The sequence below is a fragment of the Spiroplasma endosymbiont of Stenodema calcarata genome, from assembly GCF_964031205.1.
In the GTDB taxonomy this organism is placed as follows: domain Bacteria; phylum Bacillota_I; class Bacilli_A; order Mycoplasmatales; family Mycoplasmataceae; genus Spiroplasma.
Genome location: NZ_OZ035018.1, coordinates 1,324,953 through 1,351,823, shown reverse-complemented (window position 1 = coordinate 1,351,823; position 26,871 = coordinate 1,324,953). Strand labels below are relative to the sequence as shown.

Genomic DNA, 26,871 nt, shown 5'->3' with positions numbered 1-26,871 from the left:
TCGTAAAACAGAGCGTACTTTCTTTGAACAATTAAGACCGCGTAAAATATTCGGTTGGTATAAATTTACCAAAAACTAAGAAAAAGATAGATATAAAATTCTATCTTTTTTAATTAGGTTAAAATTGTCGTTAACCTTGCTTAGTTTAAGAAAAAAACAGCAAAATCAACCAAATAAAACTCTCCTACTTGGAATGTCGTTAAACCAAGCAAGCGAGGATAAACAATATAGGGGTGGCCGTACCGCTACGACATAATGCAGGCAATTCTTTTAGGCAATATAAAAGAGTTATCGTGGTTTGGGGATAAATCTTTAACCTGCAATGTTTAAAGGGTAAGTGTTCCACAATAAAAAAATTTAGAAATCTTACTATTTATAAGGAGGAATTGAAATTGTCTTTAAAAGAACTCTGTTGAAAAGAGTTAAAAATTAAATTAGCAAATAAGACAGTATTAATTAATAAATGTCAGTGTTATATTAATGAGTACTTTACAAAATTAACTAGAAACAGAAAAGGCGGTTGATATTGTAAAAAGTATGATCGGCATTGCTTAGCAAAATTAGAATTTATTAATAAACAAAAAATAAGTTATAATCTTTGATTTTTGACTTTACAATGCAAAAATAATCACCAAATTATTAAAAAATTAATTTTTAAGAAAAATAAATGATGAATTATTAATATCAAAAATTAGAAAGGAGAAATTATATGGTTGAAAATAATATCAAAAATACGATTAGCGAGTTAATTAACGAGATTAAAACAACAACAGAAAACAATTTAAGCAATTTAGAACAAATTATGGAAGCTTTAATTGATAAAGTTAATAATATTGAAAATATTTTAAATCAAATACGATAAAAAAATTAAACCAACTATTTATTAAAATTAGTTGGTTTTTTATTTTTGATAAATAAAAAATAAAGGAGATAAAAATAATGAGGAAAAATTGCCCTAAATGTAGATCAAAAATAGATGGTGATAATAAACATTTATGATGCACAAATGTTTATTGTATTTTTGCAAAAAACCCATATATTTTTAAAAATAAAAAATAGATAAATATGTTTGTTTGTGACTCTTATTTTATTTTTTTATTTAAGTTTTTAGATGATCGCTTAGTTATTTACCAATTAAGGATATTTAAGAATATGAAAGAGAGATTTTAAATAATGAATATAACAGAATCAATTAAATTTAACAAAGTTAAAGAAGAAAATGAAAAACTTAAAAAAGAACTTGCTGAAAAAGATAAAGAAATATCTAAATTAAAACAAGATATGGCAGATTTAGAATGTAATCAATATACTTTATAAGCAAAACAATTATATAAAGAAGATTTTAAGAAAATAGCAAATACCAATTTTAGTTCCAAAGGTCATACAAGTTTCACAACTTGAGAATTAAAAGATAATTCATTATATGACAAATTACCTAGTAAGGAGGATAAAACATGTATTTAGTTATAAAAGATTCAGATAATATAAAAGATCATTATAAAATAACGGATTTAATTTCAAAAAATACCGATCATGAAGAAAAAGAAAACTTTTGGTATAAATTTGGTTATACAGTGATAAATAATTTATTTGATATTAATTGACAAAAAGAGCCAGACAAAAATATAGAACCGGTTCGTTAAGAATTGGTTTTTTGGTTTAATTAATTATTTATTTTTAACCTACTATTGGATATTAATTTTAGGAAAAATAAAATTAAAAACAAAAAAAGCGAGGTGATTATCATAAAAAAAGATTATTCAAAACCCAAAGCAAGATTAAATGGAAATATAATTATTGACTGTATTAGATGTGAACAAGAGTTCACTATTTTAAATTCAGAATGATTAATTCTTAATAAATTTTATAAATGCCAAAAATGTAAAAAAAATAAAGTGAGGTAATTAAATATGATAAAAAGAATTTGTCTAAATCAAAATTTAATTTCGCAAGAAATAAATAATAAAACACATATTTTAATAAACAAACAAAAAGATTGTGTTGTTTTGGATAAAAATTGTTTAGGTTTATCAAGTTATCAAAATTATTTTAGTTTAAAAATTGATGAAAATAAAAAATATGTAGTCAATAGTAGCATTAATAATAAAAGTGGTAATATTGTGGGAAAAAATTTAATTTTATCTTTTGAAAAATTAAAACAAGAAAACAAAAAACAGTTTAATTCGCAAAACAAAAATGATGCTAATAATGATTTATTAAATGAATATAATAATCATTATGATAACAAAATAACACAACAAAAATTAACATCAGAAGAATTAAAACAATTACTAGAAGATTTAGAAAATATTGGTAATCCTAATTATTGAGATAGTGGTTTTTATCTAGGATACAACAAATATGAAAAAATTACTTAGTTTATTAGTAATATTTTCGTTTTTATGTACAAACACAGTGAATTTGATTAGTTGTGGCAATATTGCAAATAACAAACCACACTTACCACCAGAAAAACCAAAAGAACCAATAGTAAAAGATGTTTTTCACTATGAAAAATTAAAACAAGAAATTACAGCAGAAATTAAAGAATATGATGAAGTAATTAAAGAAATTGAAAATAGTAAAAATGATTATGAAAATGAAGAAGATTATCAAACAGAACTAAAACAAACGCAAGCAGAAAAATTTATTAAAATGTCTGAACTAAATAATTGCGAATATCAAATTTTACTATGTCAAAAAGAAAATGAGTTTACAGACGAACAAAAACAACAAGTAATTAAGTTGTTAGAAAAACAAATAAACAACTTAAATAGTGCTTTAAATTTATTAAGCGAAATTAAAAATAGCGATTTTGACCAGAAAGATTTAGAAAAAATTAAAACAAAGATTAAAAATACAAAAATTATTTTAGACGAAATTAAAAACAATTAAGAAAGGAATGATTTAATGTGAAAAAATTTTTTAAGGAAATTAATTTATTAAAATTAATTATTAGTTTTTTTAATACGGTTTTTGGTGAAATTTTAGAATTCATTAAAAACAAAAAAGAAAAGAAAAATATTATAAATAAAAATTAAAATAATACAAAACAAGATATTAATTATCTTGTTTTTTAGAAAGAGGTACAGAAATGATTAATTGTCCATTTTGTAAATATATTCATAATATTTATAATGAAAACAATATTAATATATTATTTTTTTGTTCTTATAGGTATCCCAATCCATGAATCGTTTTAGATAAAAGAAAAATTAGAAGAATGACGGTTTATTATGCTTAAAGTAATTGAATTATTTGCTGGGATTGGCAGTCAAAGAAAAGCATTAGAAAAGATTGGGATTAACCACAAAGTAATTGCTTTTTGTGATAATGATAAATACGCTGAAAAATCATATCGATCAATTTTTAATGATTATGAAATTCCAAATTTAGGTGATATTACTAAATTAGAAACTTTACAGTATGTTGATTTAATAACTTGATCATTTCCATGCCAAGACATATCAAATGCCAATAATAATGGCCAAGGATTAAATGGTAAACGAAGTGGTTTGGCTTACAAAGTTGTTGATTTAATAAGCACAATGGCAATAAAACCGCAATATCTTTTAATGGAAAATGTACCAAATTTATTAAGTAAAAAGTTTTTTGTTGGATTTCAAAATCTACAAAATCAAATTAATAAATTAGGATATCATAACCAATATTTTACAATGAATGCCAAAGATTATGGAATTCCCCAAAATAGAAAACGATTATTTATGATTGATGGCATAAATTATTCGGTTGGTGATAGCTTATTTTAATAAATATTTGTCTATTAAAATAAAATTCCTAAGAAAAAGATAAATTTATCTTTTTTAACTAATTTAATAATAACATAAAAATAATAATTCGCAAATTATTCTTTAATTTTGTCGAAAACTCTTGATGAAATAAAAAAAATCATCAATATGACAATTTGAAAACTAATTTTGTGTAAGATTATGATTTTGCTTTAAATTTTTTAAACGTTAAAATATAATACCGTTGATTGTTGTTTTGGTGTTAAACCTTTATGTTGGTATTTTCATTTTCATAGATTTAAATAATTTTGAATATTAGTGAAACCCAAACCATGATAATGAATTAAGGCTTCTTTAAGACTCGATTGTAATTTACTAATCTTATTTAACTTTCGATAACTAGTATCAGGGTTTGTACTAGTTTTGGTAGAATATAGAGTAGAATTTGTTTGTTTTGCTACTAATAAATATAATGGTTGCATGTCAGAAATAATTATTGATTTTTCTTTAATTAATTGCTTATTCATATTTTCAATAATTCATTGTTTTTGTAATCGTTTGGTATTGGTGGATTGAACAAAAATATTATTATTGCTATCAACTACCATTTGAATACAGCATTTGGTATTAGTTGAAAATGGATCAAGATGAGTTTTTCGTTTATCAAATTTATCTTTAAAATTACCTTTATGGATTTCTTTAATAAAAGTTTCATCAATTTGGATTTGACCATTTAATTTTTTAAATTTTAATTGAGTATTTTCTAATTGTTTTGATTGCATTAATTTTTGACGATTATATCAAGCAGTTTTTGGTGTTGTTTTAATAAAACGGGAAATTATTTTACTAGATTGTCCTAATAATGAAATTTGAATTAATAAATTTCACTGTTCATAATTTAAATGACTTCAATAAGTAAAATGATGACGAAAAGCATCAAAACTAGCACGACATTTTTTACATAAATATTTTTGTTTTCCTTCGGGATTATGACCATTTTTAACACAATGATAAGATTTACAATCAGGACATATAATGCCTTTATCTCTAAATTTTTGATCAATTTCATTTAAACGTTTTTGTTTTTTGATTACTTCTGCTTCTTTTTTTATTTTTTCAGCAAATTCTAAAAATTGATCATCTGTAAAACTGTTTTTTAATTCTGTAATTATTTTTTCCATCAATTATTTACCTCTATATATTAAAAATATACCTAAAATTAGATATATTCTATAAATATCAAGAGTTTTCGACAAAATTAAAGCAAATTATTTAATAAATTTATTTTAAATTATAATTTTTACTTTAAATTTTAGACAAAAGCTTGTGCTTGTTGAATAAAATTTTTATTTATTAAAAATTGTTGCTTATGCTTATCTTCATTTTTAAAATAATAATTATATTCTTTTTCATTATTTTTGTTTAATTTATTAAGATAAAACTCAATTAAATTAACACCATTTTCTTTTGTCATTTTTAATGCAATCATATTTTTGAAAACTTTTTCACTATATGATTTAGCACCATATCCTTTTAATCATTTTACATTATGCGAAATTTGTGGTTCAGTACAAGACCCCATATATCAATCCTCTTTATAAACTTTAATACCCTCAGAATTATTTTTGATATATTTAATGAAATCTTTGATTTTATCTTTTTTATCTTTTAAGAATGGATATTCTTTAATATTTTTTCTTGTAATTAATTTTTTTAAATATTTTATTGCTTCATCAGGATCACCATTTTTAAATAATTTATTCATATCTCAATAATTTTTTTTTCTTATTTTTTCATTATCGGTTAAATTTTTAGTAAGTTTCCTTCTTCGATAAGGAAATATTGTTTTTAATTCTTTCATTAAATGAAATTGATCTAAAATAAAAATTGCACCAATTTCATTAGCAAATTTTTGGATTCATTTTGCTCCATCACCTGCTAGCGTTAACTTACAATTTTCAATATTAAAATTTTGATTTAAAAAATGTAAAAATTCTTTTTTATATTTTTTAATAAGATAGTATTTATTTTTTACTGATTTCATAACAATAAAAATTCTTTTATCTTTTAGAACATTTTTACTTTTAGTGCTTTTTATTTCATCATACCCAATATGAAAATATGCTGTTCTAAACATATTTTTTTCTATTTTTCTATATTTTGTTAAATTACTAAATGAATCATCAACTCCAGCATACAAATATGGTGTTTGAACATTGATTTTTTCTGTCATTGTTTTTAATTGTTCTTTAAATAATTTATCAAAATCAATTTCCTTATTAATGTTTGTGATTGTCATCTTTGATATATTTAAATTAGGAAACATATCCATAATATCTCTTTGTCTTTTAGCACTATCCATTAATTTTCAAAGTTCTATTTTAACACTTAAAATAATTGTTTGATTATTTTTTAAACCAATTTTTTTATTTAATAAAGTTGTTGTTTTGAATTTATTATCTTTTTTATCACGATAACCAAATCTGGAAGCTTTAATTATAATATTGCCAAAGGGAGTTTTTATCATTTTATTCTTTTTCCCTCACAAAATATAACCATTTTTGCCATTACGGTTTTGCTCTCTTAATTCTTGATCAAGGTTTTCATATTTTTCTTTCATTTTTTGTTTTCCTATTAAATTAACATCGATATTTACTTCTTGAACAAAGTTTATATCTTTAAAACTATTAAAAACATTTAACATACACTTATATTCCTTTTTAATCATCATTGCATGATAGTAAAATTTTATAATGATTCAAAACGAATGTCAGCAGCTTTATTACATTATTTATTTTATTTAACTTTTATTTTTTATTCATTTATATAAATTATTTAATACATTAAAGTCTATATCAAGTAATGATAGCATTAATATATTTATTTATACTTTTTGATATATTATTTTTATTTATTTGCTCGTTTTTTCTTTTTGGTAAATTATATAAATAGGGCGGATCAGTTAATATTAAATCAACGCTATCATTTTCTAATGTTTTGATAAAAGATAAAGCATCATCATTTATTAATTTTCCTAAATTTGTTTTTAACATTTTTTTCTCCTTTTTTATTGTTTTTTACTAAAAAAAGCAAAAATTTAACAAAATTCTTTATAAAAATTCATCAAGTATATTCAATCAGCAAATTCTGTCTCTTTTTAATTTGTTAATAACATCATTTAAAATAAACGCAACTCTTTTTTAAAAAATTAAAGAAATTTATTGTATTTAATTAAAATTAATTATGTATAATGAAATAAGATTTATGGTAACATTTATTGAATAATTAATAGAGAATTTTAGGGAGATTACAAAAATGAAAAATGAAACTATTATAGATTATATTTCTGGAACATCCGTAAAGAGTACTTCTGAAGAAATTGAGGCAGTTCAAGTTTTTTCTAAAATTTTGGTTGAAGATTATGGATATCCTAAGGAAAATATTCAAACACATCCTCAATTTAGAGTTAAAGTTCGCCCATCTGATGAAAATAAAAGTTACCCAATTGATATTGGAGTTTTTTTAACACCCAAAAAACAAGATGAAGATCTTTATATTGTTGTAGAATGCAAAAAGAAAAATAGAAATGACGGCAAATCTCAATTACAAGATTATCTAAGATTTTGTAATGCACAACTTGGAGTATGATTTAATGGAGATGAGAGAGTTTTCATTAAGAAATATGAAAAAGAAGGAAAAGTCTATTTTTCTGAGATTCCAAATATACCAATATATGGACAAAGATTAGAAGATATTGGTATGTTTAAAAGAAAAGATCTGAAACCTACACATAATCTGAAAGGAACATTTAAAGCTATTCGTAATCATTTGTTTGCAAATACAGTTGGTGCTACAAGAGATGAGGTATTAGCACAACAATTAATTAATGTTATTTTTTGCAAAATTTATGATGAACGTTTTACCGAACCTGAATCAATAATTGAGTTTAGAGCAGGTATTAATGAAAATGAAAATGATGTTAAAAAGAGAATATTAAATATATTTGAAAAGGTAAAACGTAAATATAAAGAAATCATAGATTCTAGTGATAACATTTCTTTAGATGCAAAGTCCATAGTATATATTGTTGGCGAACTTCAAAATTGATGCCTAATTGAAGCAGAAAGGGATATCATTGCTGATGCATTTGAAATTTTTATAGGGCATGCTTTAAAAGGCGGTCAAGGTCAATTTTTTACACCAAGAAATGTAGTAAAAATGATGGTTGAAATATTAGATCCAAATGATGAAGACTTAATAATAGATCCTAGTTGTGGTAGCGGTGGTTTTTTAATTGAATCTTTACGATATATATGAAATAAATTAGATATTGAAGGAAAAAGACTTGATTGAAATGCTGAAAATTTAAAAGAAGAGAAAATGGAAGTTGCATTAAATAAAATTAGAGGAATAGATAAAGATTACTTTTTGACAAAAGTTGCAAAGGCTTATATGGCAATTTTAGGAGATGGGAAAAGTGGTATTTTTTGTGAGGATACCTTAGAAAATATTAATACGTGAGATTATAAAACACGTATTAAGATAGATAAGGGAAAATTTAGTATTTTATTAACGAATCCACCTTTTGGAAGTAAAATTCCTGTTAGAGGTGAAGAAAAATTAAAACAATATGAATTAGCATATAAATGAAAAAAGGATAAAAAAAGTGGAATTTGAAGCAAAGGTAAATTAAATGAAAAAGAAGCACCTCAGGTTTTATTTATAGAAAGAAATATTCAATTATTAAAAGAAGGTGGCAAGATGGCTATTGTACTACCAGATGGTATTTTTGGTAATGATACTTTTGCTTTTATAAGAAATTGAATTAAAAACCAAGGGAGGATTTTGGGAATTATTGATTTACCAATAGAAACTTTCCAACCTAATACTTCTACAAAAACAAGTGTATTAATTTTCCAAAAACTTTCAAAAGAAAAAATCCCAGAAAATTATGAAATATTTATGGCAATTGCTGAAACCTGTGGTCATGATAGACGAGGAAATGAAATTAGTGAAGATGATATAAAAAATATTTCTAAAGAATATAAAGAATGGGAATTAAAGATTATGGAAAGTGAAAAAAACTAATGAAGATTTTTACAGTTAAATTAAATGATTTAGAATTTGGTTATAGATTACTCCCAATGTTTTATTATTTTTTAAAAATCATAAAAGTTAGAAATATTAAAAAAGCTATAAAATATATAACTTTACAAGAAATAAGTAAAAAAATATCTGATGGAGAACATTCTCATATTAAAAGAAACAATAAATCTGGAGTAAGATATTTATATGGAAGAAATATTAAACAAGGAACTATTAATTTTGATTCTATTTCAGATTATTCATATATTTCTTTAGAAGACTATACTAATTTTAAAAGAACACATCTTATTGATAATGATGTTTTGATTTCTATTTTAGGAACAATAGGAAATTCTGCAATTTATAAAAAAGAGTACTTAGGTATTATAGGAATTCCTAGGCATATTGGTAGAATCACATTATTAAATACTGCTCCTATTAGTCCTGAATATTTAGTAGCGTATTTCCGCACTAAACTAGCTAAGCATCAATTGTATAGTTTGACAACAGGAAATATACAACAACTTTTATCTTTAAAAAATCTTAAAAATTATGAAATTCCAATACCAAATAAAACTATTTTAAAAACAATAACTAATAATGAATTAACAGCTTTTATGAATGATATATTTGCACAAAAAGAAATTAAAAAGGCAATTGAATTATTTTATAAAGAACTAAATATTGATTTTTTAGCTATTTCTAAAAAAAAGAATTTTTCAATAACATATGATGAACTAAAAAACTCAGATATATGAAATGCTAGTTTTTATAATCCAGTATATGTAGATACCATGAAAGAATTAAAAAAAAATCATAATATTAAAAATTTAGGAGAAATAGTTGATATGATAAGTGGTATTGAACCTGGAAGCCATAATTATATTAATTATATTGATAAAAAAAATGATTCACTATCTTTTATAAGAACTTCTGATATAGTTAATCATGAAGCAGATCTTTATCCTGATTATTATCTTTCTTCTAAATATAATAAATTGATTAAGCAAGATATAAAAGTCAATGATTTAATTTTTACTAAAGATGGTAAAATTGGCGCAGTAGGACTAATCACAGATGCCGATAATATATTTATTTCATCAGGAGTTGAAAGATTAAGATTAAATTCTAATGGTATTAATATTGGTCTTACACCGGAGTATCTATTTATAGCGTTACTAATTACAGAGATAGGTCAGTATGCTTCTAAAAGGCGTACTGTTATTGCTACAACAATTCCTCATTTAAGAGAAGAAAAAATGAAAGATATTGAAATTCCTATTTTTTCTTCAGATGTTATTTTAAAAATAACTGAACTAGTTAAAAAAGCATATGAATTAAAATCAAAAAGAAAATGTATTTTAAAAGAAACAGATAATCTTTTAAATTCCTATTTTTTAAAATAATGCTATTATATTTTGTAAAAGAGGGAATAAAATAAACGTTTGGTGATATCTTATTTTAATAAATATTTATCTATTAAAATAAAATTCCTAAGAAAAAGTTAAATTTATCTTTTTTAATTAATTTAATCATAACATAAAAGTAATAATTTACAATACAAAAAATAATAATTCGCAAATTATTTAATAAATTTATTTTAAATTATTGATTTTTACTTTAAATTTTAGACAAAACATTGTGCCTGGTGAGCAACATTTTTATTTATTAAAAATTTCTGATTATGCTTATCTTCATTTTTAAAATAATAATTATATTCTTTTTCATTTTTTTTGTTTAATTTATTAAGATAAAACTCAATTAAATTAACACCATTTTCTTTTGCCATTTTCAATGCAATCATATTTTTAAAAACTTTTTCACTGTATGATTTAGCACCATAGCCTTTTAATCATTTGACATTATGTGAAATTTGTGGTTCAGTACAAGACCCCATATATCAATCCTCTTTATAAACTTTAATACCCTCAGAATTATTTTTGATATATTTAATGAAATCTTTGATTTTATCTTTTAAGAATGGATATTCTTTAATATTTTTTCTTGTAATTAATTTTTTTAAATATTTTATTGCTTCATCAGGATCGCCATTTTTAAATAATTTATTCATATCTCAATAAATTTGTTTTCTTATTTTTTCATTATCGGTTAAATTTTTAGTAAATTTCTTTCTTCGATAAGGAAATATTGTTTTTAATTCTTTCATTAAATGAAATTGATCTAAAATAAAAATTGCACCAATTTCGTTAGCAAATTTTTGGATTCATTTTGCTCCATCACCTGCTAGCGTTAACTTACAATTTTCAATATTAAAATTTTGATTTAAAAAATGTAAAAATTCTTTTTTATATTTTTTAATAAGATAGTATTTATTTTTTACTGATTTCATAACAATAAAAATTTTTTTATCTTTTAGAACATTTTTACTTTTAGTGCTTTTTATTTCATCATACCCAGTATGAAAATATGCTGTTCTAAACATATTTTTTTCTATTTTTCTATATTTTGTTAAATTACTAAATGAATCATCAACCCCAGCATACAAATATGGTGTTTGAACATTGATTTTTTCTGTCATTGTTTTTAATTGTTCTTTAAATAATTTATCAAAATCAATTTCCTTATTAATGTTTGTGATTGTCATCTTAGATATATTTAATTTTGGGTACATATCCATAATATCTCTTTGTCTTTTAGCACTATCCATTAATTTTCAAATTGCTATTTTAATAAAGATACTAATTCTACTTCGTTTTTTTCTTCCGACTTTCTTATCAAATAAGAAAACAAATTCATATTTATTAGTATCTTTATTAAAAAAACGAAATAATGTTCTAAAAAAGGTAATATCACCATACTCTGTTTTTTCTGTAAAAGGTCTTTTACCCCACATAATATATCCATTTTGGCCATTACAATTTTGTTTTCTTAATTCTTGATCAGTTCTTTCTCATTCTTCTAATATTATTTTTTTCCTATTTCATTAACATCAGTATTTACTTTTTCTCTAAAATTAATAGTATTGAAAATATTTAACATATAATTATATTCCTTTTAAATCATCATTGCATGATAGTAAAATTTTATACTGTTTAAAATAATTTGTCAGCAATTTTATTACATTATTTTTATCGATAGAACGAGAGAAAATAATTAACCTTCTTTTTCTTTTTATTTTTCACTAGTTATTTGTTAAATAACTTTATTACTTTTTCTCATTTAGGTAGAGTTTTCCCTAGGTACGGTTTAGTTAATCACTTGCGACTACTCTTCTGCCCCATATAGTACTAATTTAATTAGTTGATTAACCTTACAGATATCCTCCCACTTCGTTTATTTTTTAGTGTTCCAGCTTGACCACTTTGTGAAATCTTACCATTTATAAAAAATAATTATTCCTTTTCAGAATAATTATTGGTTTCTTGTCTTTTAATTAATTCTATTTCAAGGTTTTTGATTTTTTGTAAAAGTAAATTTATCATTGTTTTATTTTGAATAGATTTGTAATTTGTATTTTCATACTCTCTTAATTGCATTTTTAAATTATTAATATTTGTCTTAATTTCTGTTGTTGTTAAATTGACAAATTCATTAATTTCATTTTCTTTTATTTCTTTTTTGTTATTTTTAATATCATAAAAATATTCTTTATTAAAATTTATATAATTAATTTCTTTTAATTGAAATATGTTTGTTTTTTCTACTAACTTTAAATCTTTTCATAGTTTTAAAGTTATTTTCATTGGGTTATAGCGTGCTATTTTAACAATTCCTTGTCTTTGTTTTAAATTTGCTAACTCACTAGTTAACATTAAAGGGTGACTTTTTAAATTTTTCGAAACACTAATATTGCTTTTATTTTCATTAATACTAATTTGTTCGATTGTTTTTGTTCCAAATAATTCACTATAATATTTTATTGTTTCTAAATCGTTGGTATGTAAGAAAATATGCATCCCACAGTTATTTAAAATAATTTTTGCTCTTGTATCACCATAATTTAATTTTAATTGGTTGATATCTTGTAAAATAAATTGAAAAAATATGTTTCTGCTGCGCGAAATACTAACTCATTTTTCAATGTTGTTTATTTTTGTTAAATTAGCAAATTCATCTAAAATAAAATATACTGGTTTTTCTAGTTTTTGTTCGATTATTTCACTTGCTTTATTTGTTAAAAATTGATAAATTTGACTAATTAATATTGCTATTAATTTATAGTAATTATCATTTTCGTCACTAAATATGATGTATAAAACTGTTGGATATTCGATAAAATCATTGTAATTAATATCATTTTGGGATGTTAAATTACGAATAAAATCATTGTTAAATATTTCTAAACTTTTTGCAACAGTCATTAAAATAGCATCTAGTGTTCGATTTTCTTTACTATCAACTAAAACTTGGCTTGCGGTTATTTTGGCAATGCTGGTATTTTTTCGATTATTAAGTCATTCAACTAGAACTTTTTTAATACTAGCAATGGCAGCAACAGAAGCCATATTAAATTTGTTGAAAAATAATTCTTTTTTTAAAATTTCTTCTATTTCTGTTGTTAAATTATTTTTGCTTATTTTATCTTCATAATCTTCTAATATTGCCAAAATAATTCCTTGAATAATCATACTTGCTGAATTATTTCAAAATTCATCTTCAATATTTTTGTCAATTAACATATGACTAAGTGATCTAATTTTATCTTGATATTTTATTTTTCACTTTATTTTTTCTTTTTCCTTATTTGTCATTATCATTTTAATAAAGTCGTCATAAATTAGTTTTAATGGATTTCAAGTATTTCCTTTCTCTAAATTACGAAAATCAATAACTTTTATTTTATAACTATTTTCTGCTAAAAACCCACTAGTTAAATTATATAATTCTCCCTTGGGGTCGGTTATGATCATAGTTGGTTTAACAGTTGATTTTCCATTTAAATAAATTGTTGGTAATACTATGCCTTGTGTTTTTCCGCTTGCTGTTGAGCCAACAATAACACTATGAATATTATTTTTTAAGTTAAACAATAAATCTTTTTTGTTTTTATTACAATTAAAAACAAAGCCTGTATTTTTATAATTATCTTTGATATTTACTTTTTCACTAATATCATCAATTTCTTTTATACTTAATCATTTACTATCCCCAAAATCTATTTTATCGGTTGTTTTAATTGCAGTTTCTTTACTCTTCACTTTACTAAATAAAACAAAATAAAAAAACCAGCAATAAAACGCTAAACTTAATCCAACTGTTATTAATAATCCGTATTTACTTTTAATTATATAATTTCATCATGATAATATTTGAAATTGCTTAATTTCATTGATAAATATTGTCATTTCTTTTCAATTAATAAAAATTGAATAACCTATTCCAAATAATGTTAAACAAAAAATAAAAATGATTGGAACAAAACATATACCAATCAATAAACTTATTTTTTTCTTTTTAATTTTATTTCACATATTTTTATAACTCTCTTTCTAGACTGCTCACCAAATCATATCCTTTTTGCATAATCGGATTGATTTTAAAAACCATTTCATTAAATTCTTGTTCAATTAAACTCATATTTTTAAAATCTGATTCTTTTGCACTAGGAATGGTCGTGATAATTTTGTAATATTTCATTTTTTCTGCTAAATCTAAATATTTAGTTAATTGGTTTATTTCATAATCTGTAAAATTATTTTCATATTTTAAATATTGTTTAATTTCATAAATTAAACCATCATAATCATCACTAATAATTTTAATTTTGCTAAATTCTTTAATATTGTCTTTGCTAGACTTGTATTCATCAAATAGATTATTAATTTCATTTTCTAATTTATTTCGTTCAAATTCTTTAACTTCTCGAAAATTCATTGCATTATAACTACCTTTACCTCCAATTTCACCAGGTTCTATTTCATAACCTGCTTTTGTTAAATAATTAGCATGATAATTATGAAATTTTTGTATTTGTTTTTTACCGCCAAAAATCCTATTATTACTAATTATGTATCTTTCTTCATTGAGCTTTTTTGAAAAAACTTTACTAATTGGAATAAAACCAAAATGAATATGGGGTGTTGTCTCGTCCATATGAACTGTTGAATACAAATACCCCATATCTGTTTTAAGATTATTTTTCATTCATTGCTTCATAAAATTTATTTCAATATTAACTCATTCATTTAATTTATGATAATTTATACTTTCAGGAATTAATTGTCCCATTTTACGCGTATCTGTTTTTTTATCTCATACTTGAATATCTGTAAATTGACATATTCCCATTTTTTCAAATCATTCTTGTCTTGTTGCTGGCAAAACAATTTCTATATAAGTATTATGTTTATTACAAAACTCTTTAAAAGTTGATTTTTGTGCTTCACTATATTTTTGTTGTTGCTTATTTCAATCTTCTTCTATATTTTTTAATAATTCAAATCTTTTATTATTTGTTAACTCAAAACCTTTGTTATTGCTTATTTTTGCTCTTGTATCACCAACATAATAAAAATTATATTTTGTAAACTCAGGATTAACATTTTCAGGTATTTTAATTCTAAAATTATGTCGTATTAATTTGTCAACTGTACCACTTTTATATTTTTTAAAAGTTGTAATCGGTGGTGATGACTTAAATTTTTTTTCTTTTTCCATCTTTTTATCCTCCTTTTTTGGAAATTTTTATCCTTTAAAATTTATTAAATTTAAAAAGCCAAAATTACTACTCATTATACATTTTGGCTTTGCCAAAATATTTCAAAAATTTCATTTTTATTCTGTCTAATTAATCATCTTTTTTTGGAAATTTATTACCATTAAAATATTTTAAATTTTCTTGGTATATTTGTTTTAGTTCTGCTTTTTTAATTAAAACTTGCTTATCCATTTCTAATAAAAAAGGGTGCAGTTTTTCTCAATTAACCTCATCCTCAATTTTTCCATCTTTATTTTTAATATAAAAGTTTTGATTTTTAAAAATTGTAATAAAACAATAATCTTTGTTATATTGTAATTTAAAATATTTGCTATTTATATTAATGCTTGCATAAGGATACAATAAATTTTTTATCCTTAACTCAATTCATTTATTACCTTTAATATCATAATAAGGTTTTGTTAAAATTAAATTATTTGTCATAACTTGATAACTTATATATTTTTCTGTTTCTTTCATTTTGATAGTTCCTTTCTCTATAAAATTATTTTTAATCTTTTTTTAATTTTTAATGTTATAAAATAGAAAATTGGTAAACATATTGTGTTCGTAATTAATATTCCGATAATTATTTGTTCTATACTTAAAACTCCAAGATTTAATCAAAAAAGAACAAAATCAATCGGAAGATAAATAATTATGTTTGATAATAAAATAAGAATAATTTTAATACTATGATTTATTTTTATTCAATTAATTAGTTTAATTAAAACTGCTAATAAACCTGTGCCAATATTTCAACATAATGATCCCACAGTAAAACCTCATAATGTTAAATCTGATAGAAAATGTCCCATAAATCCAATTAACAAACACCAATATCAATTTAAAATAACTCCACTTATAAAAATAGGAATTAAAAATAACGGGATTGATGTTCTTGGAATAATTTGGATTCGCATAGTTTGCGATAATACAACCATCATTGCAATTAAAACTGCGACATAATTTATGTTTTTGATTAATTGAAAATTATTCATTTTTTAAAAATTTAATTTAAGTTGTATTTTCTTTAATCGTTTTTGTATCATTGCAAAGTAATTATTATTTATTTCACAACCCAGTCATTTTCGGTTTAACTGTTCACAAGCATACGCAGTTGTACCACTTCCCATAAAAGGATCGAAAATTAAATCATTTTCTTTGCTATATTTTTGAATTAAATCGTAAAATATATTTAGTGGTTTTTCTGTTGGGTGTTCTGTTATTTTATAAGCTGATCCTACTGGGTTTTTAAATATTGTTTTTTTATTTTCATAGTTATTTTGATAATTTGGAATTTGGTGTTTTTTAGAGTAAATAATCATACAATATTCTTTATCTTGCAAAATAAAATTATTAGTTGGCATTGGGTTTGTTTTTTCTCAAAAATAAAAATCAAAATTCATATTATTTTTATAAACCCAATCTAAATAATCTTTAATTTGTCATCTATTCATTCAAATTAACATAAATTTAGTTTTTGAAATTCGATAAAACTCATCTAAATAATTATTTATATCAAATGAATTATGTAAATTATTATCATAGATAGCACTAATATATTTATTTATACTTTTTGATATTCTATTTTCATTTATTTGCTTGTTTTTTCTTTTTGGTAAATTATATAAATAGGGTGGATCAGTTAAAATTAAATCAACGCTATCATTTTCTAAACTTTTAATAAAAGTTAATGCGTCACCATTTATTAATTTTCCTAAATTCGTTTTAAACATTTTTATCCTCCTTTTTTGGAAATTTTTAGTTGTTTTTTACTAAAAAAGCAAAAATTTAACAAAATTCTTCATAAAAAATTAAAAAAAACAAGTAAATTTACTTGTTTTTTTTAATTATCTTTTTTTCCAAATCCTGCTTTTTCTTTTTTGTTTGTTTGAATTTTAATACGATATCTTTCAAATCCAGAAACAAAAAATAACCCTTGTCCTTTTACGCTACGAGCAATATAATCTTGTTCTGCTGATGTTAATCCGCCATAACTTTTATATAAATTAACAACTTTTTCTAGGTCATTAGGTTTTAACCCCATAATAAACGAATATTGACTATTATTAATAATTGCTGTTGTTTTCTTTAAAATTGTTTCATTTTCTACAAAATCAGCGATGTTTTGTGTTGCCACAACCAAAGCACCATTATATTTCCGAATTCGCTTTGTCATTTGATACATAAAATTTAAGGCAACTGGATTATCTTTATCGATTGCTAAATGAGCCTCATCAACAATTATTACAATTTGATTATTATCTTTAAAACGATTTTCTTTTACTTCTTTTTTAATAATATTTAGCATTAAAATTAATTGTGCTGCGTTTGTTTTTTTGTCATCTAAATCAAACAAATTATAAACATCATAAACAATAAAGTTGTTATTAAATTTTATTGTTGTGTAACCATTTCAAAGTGCTTGATATTTTCCATCATTTAAAAAATCATTTGCTATTAAATCCATAAATTCTTTTAAAAGTTGATTTTTATTGTTTTTATATTCTTTTTCTAATAAATAATAAAAATCATTCATAATTGGAAAATCCTTATTATTAATTTTATTAATGTCAATATTATTTGTAATTTTAAATTGATGATATAATAATTTCAAATATTTTGTTAATAAATTAATTTCTCGCCCGTTAAAATCAGGATAAAGCGTTTTGAATCATTGTTCTAAAAATCGTAAATGATTGGATAGGGGCGATGAATTGGTATTTTCTAATTCATCAATAAAGTTATTATCTAAAATTTGTAGGGGGTTTATTTTTCCTATCGAAGCATCTCCTGCATCAATTCAATTTCCATCATAATATTTGCATAATTCTTGGTATTCTCTTTCAGGGTCAATAACAATCACTTTCCGCCCCATCTGAATATGATAATTTATTATTTTTTTTAACAAATATGTTTTTCCCATTCCTGATGAACCAAGAATAAACATATTATGGTTTGTTCTTTTACTGGTAATTTTAAATTGATCTAACAATACAACATTTCCCATATTATTTGTTCCTAAGTACATTCCTTGTTTATCATATAAGCCACTATCAATAAATGGAAATGATGTTGCTAAGGTACTTGTTGGCATTTCTCGGCCATATTTTTTTATTATGACTTTATTATTATAGGGAATAAAACCTTTTAAACCATTAAATTGTTGATATCACAATGGATTAAGTTTAATATCCATTTCTTTTAATGCTTTTGTTAATCGTGTTTGTGTTTGTAGTAATGTTTTTTTATTTGTTCCATAATTTAAAAATAAAATATTAACATTTTTTAATAATTCACCACCACCATTAACCTCATCAATTAAATGGTAGTATGTTTCTAATTCATAGTTATTTTCATTTGTATTAACATATGATTTTGTCATTACTTGTCTTGTTTGGGTTGTTTGAATGGCACTGTTGATTGCTTTTTTTGTTTCATCATAATTTAAAGGATTTATATTTCAAATAATAGTTTGCTCATTTGAAAATAAACATGCTCCTCATAAATCGTTAATAAATAAAGGATAGTCCTGAATGGTATTAATTGAATAATATAAATCATTTGCTATAAAATAATTTTGTTTAATATTTAGGTATTTAAATTGCAATAATTTTGCTAAATTATCTTTATTTTTATTAAAATCTGTTTTATTTAATGGTTTTTCATACGGATTTCACATTAATTTTAAGATTTTTGTTATTTCGTAATTAGATAAAGTATTGCAATTAATTTTTCCTTTATATAATTTATCTTCTAAAAATAATATTTTTTCATTTAAATCTTTTTGACTATTTCCATATACAAAAATAAAAAAACATTTTTCAGTTTTAATTTCATTGTTTATTTTAATTAATTCTTTTTTTAAAAAAGCAATATTATTTTTAATTTGTTTTGTAATTTTTACAAATTGATTAAAACTAATTTCATTGTTTTTATAACGAGTTTGCGTTTTATTAATTTGTTTTTGTAAATATTTAATGTTGTCATCAAAATTTAATGGTAATTCTAACTTTAATAAAGTTATTGGAAAATTAGCAAATTTAAAAACATCTTGCAAGTCTCGTAATCTTAATATTTGCTCTTCGCCACTTAATAAAGTGATATCGAATCCCTTTATTTTAATTGCTCCAATTAAAGTTTTTTTTAAATTACCCTTTAAAATTCCGTGTGTTGCAATATAATTATCATCAATAACTTTATTATATGGCACCAGTAAACTAGTTTTGTTTTTACTATATTTCTTATAACTAAATAGGAAATTTATTTTATAATATAAGCATTGTCATCCTTTTAAATTAGTCTTTTTATTTGTAATAATTAGTGGTAAACTAATTAAAATCATGATTGCTGATGATAATAATTTTATTCATAGTTTTCATTGAAAACCAAATATAAACATAACTGTTAATCCAACTCAAACAGCAATTATCAAAACATCTGTTATTGTTATATTGCGTCAAAATCGATATTTGGCGTCTTTTAGTTTTTTTGGTATTACATTTTTCATATTTTGCACCTCTTTCTTTTACATATAAAAACAGCATTTTTAATGCTTTTTTTAACAATAAATAATATAGTTTTATTTAATATTTTTAAAATAGTTTGAAAATATTTTTGTTTTATATTATATTTTAGTTATGTCATTATTTATTATAAAATGAAGGAAAAAATAAAATGGATTTAAAAGAAAAATACTTAAAATTAGAATATATTAAAAATATTTATCTTTCAAAAATAGTAATATGAATTTGTTTTTTTATTTCATTTGATTTTGTTTTTCTTATTACTCAAAAAATAATGTTATTAACAAATAATACTTTTTTATTTAAAATTATTTGAATAAAAATATTTACAATATACATAGGAGATAATTTAATTTATCCTATATATTTAATAACTATTTTATTTTTTATTTTTAAATATAGGATAAAAAAGAATATAGAAAAAATAGAATAAAAGTTATTAAAATTAATTAAATAAAATTATAAACATTATTGTTAATGTTATTTGTATTAAAATAAAAATCCCAAAAACAAAATCAAACTTAATTTTGTTTTTGTTTTTTATTTTAGTTCAGATATTTTTATCGTTTTTTGTTTTCTTTTTTTTACTCATTTTTTATCACTCCCTTTTAAATTAGTCATTTACTATCACAAAAATCTATTTGTATTTAAATTTAATAACCGCTAAGTCTTTATTTCTATCATTCTCATCCATTTTTATTTTCCAATCAAAAACTAAATTATTAATATTTATTGGTTTACCAATAAAAAAACCTTTTTCTTTAATTTTATAATTTGTTTCCTTGTTACTACTTAAAAAAATTGTTTTAAATTTATATAAATTTAAAAGCTTTTTCATTTTTTTATTTTTCATATTTTGCACCTCTTTTTTTAAAATAAAAAACGGCATTTTAAATGCCATTTTAAAAACTATTTTCATATTTAAAATAATTATTTATAAGGGGATGATAATATAATAAATATTTTTTATAAATAATATAACTTTCATTGCTAATTTGCCCCTTAAAATGCGTAATAAGGGGATTTAAATAAAGAAAAAATAAACCAATATTTTATCTGTTTTTTTCCTTCGTTATCGCTTTTATTTTTTTCAACTTTTTGCCCCCAATTTTTTTATTTAATTGATTTTTAATGATAATTCAAGTTATAAAACCACCAACTATGCCACAACTAATCAAAGTCATAAAAAATAAATTAGCTGGTTTTTTAAAAAACTTTTTTCAACCACTTTCATTATTTTTATTATGTTTGTTAGGATCTGGTTGTTTGTTTGGTTTTTCTGGTTTATTTGGATTATTATTCTCTTCATTCCCATTATTTTCGTTATTTCCATTTGGATTATTAGGAGTGTTAGGTATTATTCCCTCTGTTGGGGGAATTTCATTTGGTTTGTTGGGGGCATTTTCTGTTATTGGATTGTTTATTAATTTATATGAAACATTCCCAACTGCTTTTAAACTATTATCCAAAGCATAAATAGTAATTTTTAACTCACTATATTTATTTTCTTGAATCTTTTTCATAAATTCCTGTAATTCATTATCATTAATATTAATGTTTTTGCCATTTAATCCTTGTAATGATATTTGATAATCAATATCTTGTTTCAAGATTTCATCTAATTTATTAATTTTAAAACCTTGCTTAATATATTCCATAATATAATTATTTAAAATATCATCTTTTGTTTTATATTTAAAATTATATTCTTGATTTTGATATTTAATTTTACTTAAATCAATTACTTTATTTTCATCATAATTTAAGTTATTAATAACTTTAAATTGGTTTGTTTCACCAATTAACAACATTGATGTATTTAGTGCTTTGATTTTTAGCATTATTTCTTTTGTTTGTTCTTGCTGATTAGTTATTAATTGGTTTAAATCATCATCAGTTAATTTCTGTCATTGGTTATTTTTATATATTTGAATAATATAATCTTTATTTATTGTTGCTAATAAACTAAGTTTATTTATTTCTTTTCAAACAAAGTTTTCAATTTTATTTCTAATAGTTTTCATATCTTTGGCATTCATTTTCAAAGCACTAATATTTAAATCATTTAATGACTTAAAATTATTGATGCTTTCATTAACCGCTAAATGATTACGAATATCTGAAACATAATCTCGTCAATATGATAAAACCGCCTCATAAGTTAATTTTAATAAATCATTATCTGAATTTCACTTTTTATAGTTAATCATATAATTTTTTAAATGTTTTCCTTGTGTTGTATTTCAAAAATCACTAGCATTTTGGTTATTAACTGAATTTAAAAAATATCCATAATTTGAACTTTTATTTTTATCAACATAAATGAATTTGTGTTGATAAAATGGTGTTTGTGTATTTCCGTTTAAATCATTAAAGCGTTTTTGTTGAATAATAAAATGAAATCACCCAGCACTAGTATTAACATCACCAGTTTTGTTTTTTTCTAATTTATAACCATTTTCAAATTTAGTCTCTAAATTTTCATTCGATAAATAACGAATAACTTTTTCGATGTTGTCATTGTTGTAAAAGTTTTCAAATCCTGCTCCAACTGCACTTGCTTCTGCTAAATAACCAATATCATAATCATTAATATTGCTACTTTTTATTAAATTTCCATCTCTGTCAACTGGATCTAACGGAAATGGAGTGTTAGATTGATGGCGAACTCATATTAATTGTTTTTTTGTCCCTGTTTCTTTATTAATTTCTTGATCATAATTAGGGTTTTTAATTGTTTTATTTTCATTACTGGGATCTTTGATAAATTCACTTGTTAGTTTTTCATAGTCGATATTTTTTGGCCCTCATCCCATTAATTTTAATTGTAATGATGGGGTAATTGTTTCAATTAAAATAGTTAACTTAAAATTACCACCAACATCTCCGTCAATTTTAGGGTTTGGTCGGTGGATAATTTCAATTTCATATTTATTAACTTTTTCTTTATCATCAAAAGTATATGTGTATAAACCATTAACAGCGTTTAAATTAATCCCATTTATTTTGACAATATCATAATCGGGATCATTGTTATTTTCCTTTGGTTCAATGTATTGAAAAAATGTTGTTGTATGATATTTTATTATTCCTTTATTGTATTTATTTTCTTTTCCTTCACCGTTATTAATAACTTCTTCAATATCATTAATCATTGCAACACCATTTTCATCACTAATTTTTCCTGGTGTTATTAAAATTCGTTCTTGTAATTTACTTTTTCAATATTTTGCACTTAATGAAAAATTGAGTTTTGTTTTAAAAACTCAATTTTCTCATTGTTCTGTTAAATAATTAAAAATATTAAAACTTGTTTTAAGATAATAATTATTATTTTCTGTTATTAAGGCATAATTAGGATTGATAATTTTTTTTCATTCCATTATGTTTCCGTTTTTGATTAAAACACTAAATATTTTATTATCTAAGATAGTTTTAATTGCATCTCAATTATTTTCATCTAAAATATTGGTTGATGTATCACTTTGATAAATAATTGTTTGTCTTAATTCGTTTTCGATTCTATTTTTAGCATTAGCAATATTATAATCACTATCAAAATTTAGTGGTGTTTTAAATTCTCACATTTCATAATTACTACTTTGATTATTGTGAATGTTAATTAATGTTTTTATAAAATAACCATTAATTCTTTTTTCTAACTGATAATTTGGGTTTAAAAATTCAATTCATCCTTGAATATCATTATTATCATTTAGTGCTTTTTTTATTTTATGATCCATTTGTGTCTTAATTTGGTTTCAATTATAAGAACTTTGTGGATTATTATTAATATTAGAATAATAATTAATTTCTTTATTTAATTCTCTTGTTAAATTACTTTTCATATCATTAAAACTAAAACTTGTATTAAAAATTAGTTCATTAACTTTTAATCATGTTTTAGCTCAGGTATTCATTGAATTTCATCCGTTTTTTGCACGTGCATAAACTAGAAAATCGATTTTGATTTGATTATTTTCTAATTGATATCTTACATCTGCTCAACCTCACTCTTCATTTTGAGTATAACCTTGATAGTGATAAAAAAGTCGCGATGTTTTTGCCGTGCTACTTATTTGATTTAGATTGATATAGTGATAAGCATTATAATTTGCCGTAGCCGCCTGATTGTGAGCAACATAACCCTCAAAATCAATTTTAATCTGTTTATATTTATTTTTAAAATCATTTCAACTACTAGCATAATCCAATATATTAACATAATAATATGATGATTCTACTTTCTGTGTATAATCACCACCCCAAGTTCCACCCGTTTCGACATCAATATCATCATTTCAATTAATATTTTTTGTAAAACTTGGTGCTGTTGGATTAAAACTTTTCTTTGCATTTTTACTGATAACTTGTTCTTGTTTTAGAAACAAAAAATTATCATTGATAGATGATTTGACAATAAGTGGTTCACTTACACCAATCAACGATGTTAATAAACATGATAATATAATCTTTTTCACAGGATATAACCTCCTTTCTATTTAAAAAAACAATTTTTATTGAAATATTAAAATATAATATATAATGAAAAGAAATTGCAAAATAATATGAAATATTAATACAAAAAACCATAAAAGAAGTACCACAATATATATTTTTTTACACTTATTCTTATTTTCTTTTCAGTAAATAAAATAAATGTAATAAAACTTATAATCCAAAAAATGTGAAATGAAACTAATAAATAGATAACATTATATAACCTCCTTTCTGTTTTAAAAATATTTTATAAATTGCTTTTAAATATTTTTTATATTAAAATACGAAAAAGAAAGTTTAATAATGGTAATTATAAATACTTTTTTATGGTCGATGTTTTTAATATTTTTATATAAATTAGTTCTTTCTTTTTTTATCTATTGTAATTAAAAAAAGAAAATAAATTAAAAAAGTGAATGAATAACTATCAGATAACATACATTAAAAATGTTTTTCTAACTTTTTTAATGTATTTAACTTTATTTATTTTTTCATTAATACTAAAAGCAACAACAGATAAAGAGGGGGGGTGGTTTAAATTTATTATTATATTCAAAAATATCGCCCATTATGCAAATTCCAATTTTTTTATTTTCATTTACTTTAATAAAAATTATTTGATTTTTAAATAAAAATAATTCCAAAACAAAGAAATTTATTTTATAAAATTTCTTATTTTATATAAAATAAAATCTATGAAATAAAAAAGTATTAAATGAATTGGCATAATAACAAATCAAATTAATCATTCACTCGTATTGTAATTTTTAATTAAATATATTGAATTTGTTAAGAAAAAATATATCCCAGTTAAAAAATTGCCAATTCTAAAACAAAGTATTAAAAATATGAATATTTTTTTCAATTTATTTCAAAGTTGGATATATTAATCCAAACCATAATCCAATTACCAACAAAAATAACACAAAACAACTTATACTAACATATAATATTATTCGGCAAGTTTTTTTGTATTTTGTTAACTCAATTTGTTTTTTCATTTTTTTCAATTTAATACCAAGAAACTTCCATAAACAACCAAACAAGCCGATTATGGCAATTGTTCCCATCATACCAATTATTGTATTTAACATCATTTACACTTCCTTTCTTTTTTATTTCTTATTTGTGGTAAATAACTTGTAAAGTATTCGTTTCAAAATGCTCATATTTTTGTTTGCATACTTTGTTTTGTTAATAACCAATATGCAAATCCCTCTGCCAATAACTCGTCATCATCACTCAATCCATAATTGCTGTTTGCAAATATCTTTAACACTTTTTCTTTGTCTAATTCTGCGAATTTATTTAAGTTATTAATTTTCTGTCCTAAAAATTGCTTTAAATAAAAAATATGATTGATTTTAAATGTTTCTCAATCATAAAAATAAAAGATATGTCCTAATTCATGGATTAAAATATGCAGAAAATTATTGGTTGTAAATTGTCCTTTGTGTCATTCACTATTTATTGTTTTTTCAAACGCACAAGATAAAACCTTTTTGTTTAGCAAAATAGTTTGGTGATTATTTGTTTGTCCTAAGACATTATTATCACCATCAATCGCATTTTTTATTTCTATTTTCTTTAAAATTTCACTGATATTTGTTTTATTTCAAATATTAGCAACAAAATTATAAAACAATAAAATAAGTTGCTTTAAATTATCTTGGTATTGTTGACAAATATTATTCAATAAATTTTGTCAGTAATTTTGTTGTTCTATTTTTAAATAATTTTGTAATTGTTGATAAGTACTAAATTCTGTTTTAAATTTAATTGTTAAATTATTATCTGCTTTGCTTTAAAAAGCATCTGTTAAATTTTTGATTATATCTTTTTTATATTGATTAAAGAAAGTTCCTTTATAACCTCGCTGTTGCATTAAAACAGGGTGGGGCAAGTATATTTTTTCTAAATCAATATTTGTTTTTGAATCAATTTTTAATTTATTATCGGAATTAGGTGGTTGTAAATGTGGGGATTTGTTATTAGCAATATTTCTACAACTAATTAATGTCATTGTGTTTGCACAAAACAAAGAAAATATTACCAACAAACTAATTATTTTTTTCATCCATTTTTGTATTCCTTTCTATTTTGGCAAAATAAAAAAACAGTAATTTTACTTTAATTTCTGTTTATTTTTAATGTATATTTAATTTTTATTAAGGTAATAATTTTTTATTATTTTTTATCTTTAATTTTTTAATAAAAATATAAATAGAAAATAATGTAATTGTTAATAATATAGCAATTATAATAAAACAAATTCAATTTGTTTTTCTTTTTAAATATTTTTTTTCTTCTAATGATAAGATATCTGTTCCTCAATAACTTATTATTTGTG

24 protein-coding genes are annotated in these 26,871 nt (G+C 22.1%); 10 read left to right on the top strand and 14 right to left on the bottom strand.

Annotated elements, in window-relative coordinates:
- Positions 1-392 precede the first annotated feature (392 nt).
- The 7 genes from ACQH24_RS07285 (at position 393) to ACQH24_RS07255 (ending at position 3,770) form a co-directional block, all read left to right on the top strand.
- Positions 393-695, top strand: coding sequence for a hypothetical protein (locus tag ACQH24_RS07285; RefSeq protein ID WP_425379899.1), 303 nt, complete (start codon positions 393-395; stop codon positions 693-695).
- A 14-nt stretch (positions 696-709) separates the two neighbouring features.
- On the top strand, positions 710-862 hold the full coding sequence (locus ACQH24_RS07280; protein WP_158500439.1) for a hypothetical protein: 153 nt from the start codon (positions 710-712) through the stop codon (positions 860-862).
- Positions 863-1,173: 311 nt separating this feature from the next.
- Entirely contained in the window at positions 1,174-1,317 is a 144-nt protein-coding gene (locus ACQH24_RS07275) for a hypothetical protein (protein ID WP_425379898.1), read from the top strand.
- 137 nt (positions 1,318-1,454) lie between these two features.
- Positions 1,455-1,643, top strand: coding sequence for a hypothetical protein (locus tag ACQH24_RS07270; protein WP_425379897.1), 189 nt, complete (start codon positions 1,455-1,457; stop codon positions 1,641-1,643).
- Between the two features lie 267 nt (positions 1,644-1,910).
- The gene (locus tag ACQH24_RS07265) at positions 1,911-2,378 is read left to right on the top strand and encodes a hypothetical protein (RefSeq protein WP_425379896.1); all 468 of its coding nucleotides are present in this window, start codon (positions 1,911-1,913) and stop codon (positions 2,376-2,378) included.
- Positions 2,362-2,895: a hypothetical protein gene (locus tag ACQH24_RS07260; RefSeq protein ID WP_425379895.1), complete on the top strand. Its 534-nt coding sequence runs from the start codon at positions 2,362-2,364 to the stop codon at positions 2,893-2,895. Before ACQH24_RS07265 ends, ACQH24_RS07260 begins: the two co-directional genes overlap by 17 nt.
- A gap of 341 nt (positions 2,896-3,236) precedes the next feature.
- Entirely contained in the window at positions 3,237-3,770 is a 534-nt protein-coding gene (locus tag ACQH24_RS07255; RefSeq protein WP_425379894.1) for a DNA cytosine methyltransferase, read from the top strand.
- A 200-nt stretch (positions 3,771-3,970) separates the two neighbouring features.
- Here the strand turns inward: ACQH24_RS07255 and ACQH24_RS07250 are convergent, their stop codons facing one another.
- From ACQH24_RS07250 to ACQH24_RS07240, 3 genes are all read right to left on the bottom strand, one after another.
- Positions 3,971-4,930 carry a transposase gene (locus tag ACQH24_RS07250; protein ID WP_425379371.1) on the bottom strand — a complete coding sequence of 320 codons (960 nt, stop codon included), beginning with the start codon at positions 4,928-4,930 and terminating at the stop codon, positions 3,971-3,973.
- 131 nt (positions 4,931-5,061) lie between these two features.
- Positions 5,062-6,453 (bottom strand): Mbov_0401 family ICE element transposase-like protein, encoded by a 1,392-nt coding sequence (locus ACQH24_RS07245; protein WP_425379893.1) that lies wholly within the window; start codon positions 6,451-6,453, stop codon positions 5,062-5,064.
- A 139-nt stretch (positions 6,454-6,592) separates the two neighbouring features.
- A complete protein-coding gene (locus ACQH24_RS07240) occupies positions 6,593-6,802 on the bottom strand; it encodes a hypothetical protein (protein WP_425379892.1) in 210 nt (69 codons plus the stop codon).
- A 262-nt stretch (positions 6,803-7,064) separates the two neighbouring features.
- On the opposite strand from ACQH24_RS07240, the gene ACQH24_RS07235 reads away from it, so the two are divergent.
- Positions 7,065-8,837 (top strand): restriction endonuclease subunit M, encoded by a 1,773-nt coding sequence (locus ACQH24_RS07235; protein WP_425379891.1) that lies wholly within the window; start codon positions 7,065-7,067, stop codon positions 8,835-8,837.
- Positions 8,837-10,240 carry a restriction endonuclease subunit S gene (locus ACQH24_RS07230; RefSeq protein ID WP_425379890.1) on the top strand — a complete coding sequence of 468 codons (1,404 nt, stop codon included), beginning with the start codon at positions 8,837-8,839 and terminating at the stop codon, positions 10,238-10,240. The genes ACQH24_RS07235 and ACQH24_RS07230 overlap by 1 nt, the downstream gene beginning before the upstream one ends.
- Before the next feature lie 221 nt (positions 10,241-10,461).
- Here ACQH24_RS07230 and ACQH24_RS07225 read toward each other — a convergent pair whose 3' ends face one another.
- The 7 genes from ACQH24_RS07225 to ACQH24_RS07195 all read right to left on the bottom strand — a co-directional run bounded on the left by ACQH24_RS07225 (position 10,462) and on the right by ACQH24_RS07195 (position 20,005).
- A complete protein-coding gene (locus tag ACQH24_RS07225; protein ID WP_425379889.1) occupies positions 10,462-11,688 on the bottom strand; it encodes an Mbov_0401 family ICE element transposase-like protein in 1,227 nt (408 codons plus the stop codon).
- 499 nt (positions 11,689-12,187) lie between these two features.
- A complete protein-coding gene (locus tag ACQH24_RS07220) occupies positions 12,188-14,266 on the bottom strand; it encodes a VirD4-like conjugal transfer protein, CD1115 family (protein ID WP_425379888.1) in 2,079 nt (692 codons plus the stop codon).
- 4 nt (positions 14,267-14,270) lie between these two features.
- Positions 14,271-15,452 carry a plasmid recombination protein gene (locus ACQH24_RS07215; RefSeq protein ID WP_425379887.1) on the bottom strand — a complete coding sequence of 394 codons (1,182 nt, stop codon included), beginning with the start codon at positions 15,450-15,452 and terminating at the stop codon, positions 14,271-14,273.
- Between the two features lie 130 nt (positions 15,453-15,582).
- Positions 15,583-15,972 carry a hypothetical protein gene (locus ACQH24_RS07210; protein WP_342265878.1) on the bottom strand — a complete coding sequence of 130 codons (390 nt, stop codon included), beginning with the start codon at positions 15,970-15,972 and terminating at the stop codon, positions 15,583-15,585.
- Between the two features lie 17 nt (positions 15,973-15,989).
- Positions 15,990-16,493, bottom strand: a complete 504-nt coding sequence (locus ACQH24_RS07205) for an ECF transporter S component (RefSeq protein ID WP_425379886.1) — start codon at positions 16,491-16,493, stop codon at positions 15,990-15,992.
- A gap of 3 nt (positions 16,494-16,496) precedes the next feature.
- Entirely contained in the window at positions 16,497-17,231 is a 735-nt protein-coding gene (locus ACQH24_RS07200) for a DNA-methyltransferase (RefSeq protein ID WP_425379885.1), read from the bottom strand.
- A gap of 110 nt (positions 17,232-17,341) precedes the next feature.
- The gene (locus tag ACQH24_RS07195; protein WP_425379884.1) at positions 17,342-20,005 is read right to left on the bottom strand and encodes an Mbov_0397 family ICE element conjugal transfer ATPase; all 2,664 of its coding nucleotides are present in this window, start codon (positions 20,003-20,005) and stop codon (positions 17,342-17,344) included.
- A 167-nt stretch (positions 20,006-20,172) separates the two neighbouring features.
- Between ACQH24_RS07195 and ACQH24_RS07190 the strand changes: the two genes are divergently transcribed.
- Positions 20,173-20,454, top strand: coding sequence for a hypothetical protein (locus ACQH24_RS07190; RefSeq protein WP_425379883.1), 282 nt, complete (start codon positions 20,173-20,175; stop codon positions 20,452-20,454).
- A gap of 204 nt (positions 20,455-20,658) precedes the next feature.
- Here ACQH24_RS07190 and ACQH24_RS07185 read toward each other — a convergent pair whose 3' ends face one another.
- The 4 genes from ACQH24_RS07185 to ACQH24_RS07170 form a co-directional block, all read right to left on the bottom strand.
- A complete protein-coding gene (locus ACQH24_RS07185) occupies positions 20,659-20,874 on the bottom strand; it encodes a hypothetical protein (protein ID WP_425379882.1) in 216 nt (71 codons plus the stop codon).
- Positions 20,875-21,073: 199 nt separating this feature from the next.
- On the bottom strand, positions 21,074-24,502 hold the full coding sequence (locus tag ACQH24_RS07180) for an Mbov_0399 family ICE element protein (RefSeq protein ID WP_425379881.1): 3,429 nt from the start codon (positions 24,500-24,502) through the stop codon (positions 21,074-21,076).
- 1,106 nt (positions 24,503-25,608) lie between these two features.
- Positions 25,609-26,217 (bottom strand): hypothetical protein, encoded by a 609-nt coding sequence (locus tag ACQH24_RS07175; RefSeq protein ID WP_425379880.1) that lies wholly within the window; start codon positions 26,215-26,217, stop codon positions 25,609-25,611.
- A gap of 108 nt (positions 26,218-26,325) precedes the next feature.
- Positions 26,326-26,598 carry a hypothetical protein gene (locus tag ACQH24_RS07170; RefSeq protein WP_425379879.1) on the bottom strand — a complete coding sequence of 91 codons (273 nt, stop codon included), beginning with the start codon at positions 26,596-26,598 and terminating at the stop codon, positions 26,326-26,328.
- Between the last annotated feature and the right edge of the window lie 273 nt (positions 26,599-26,871).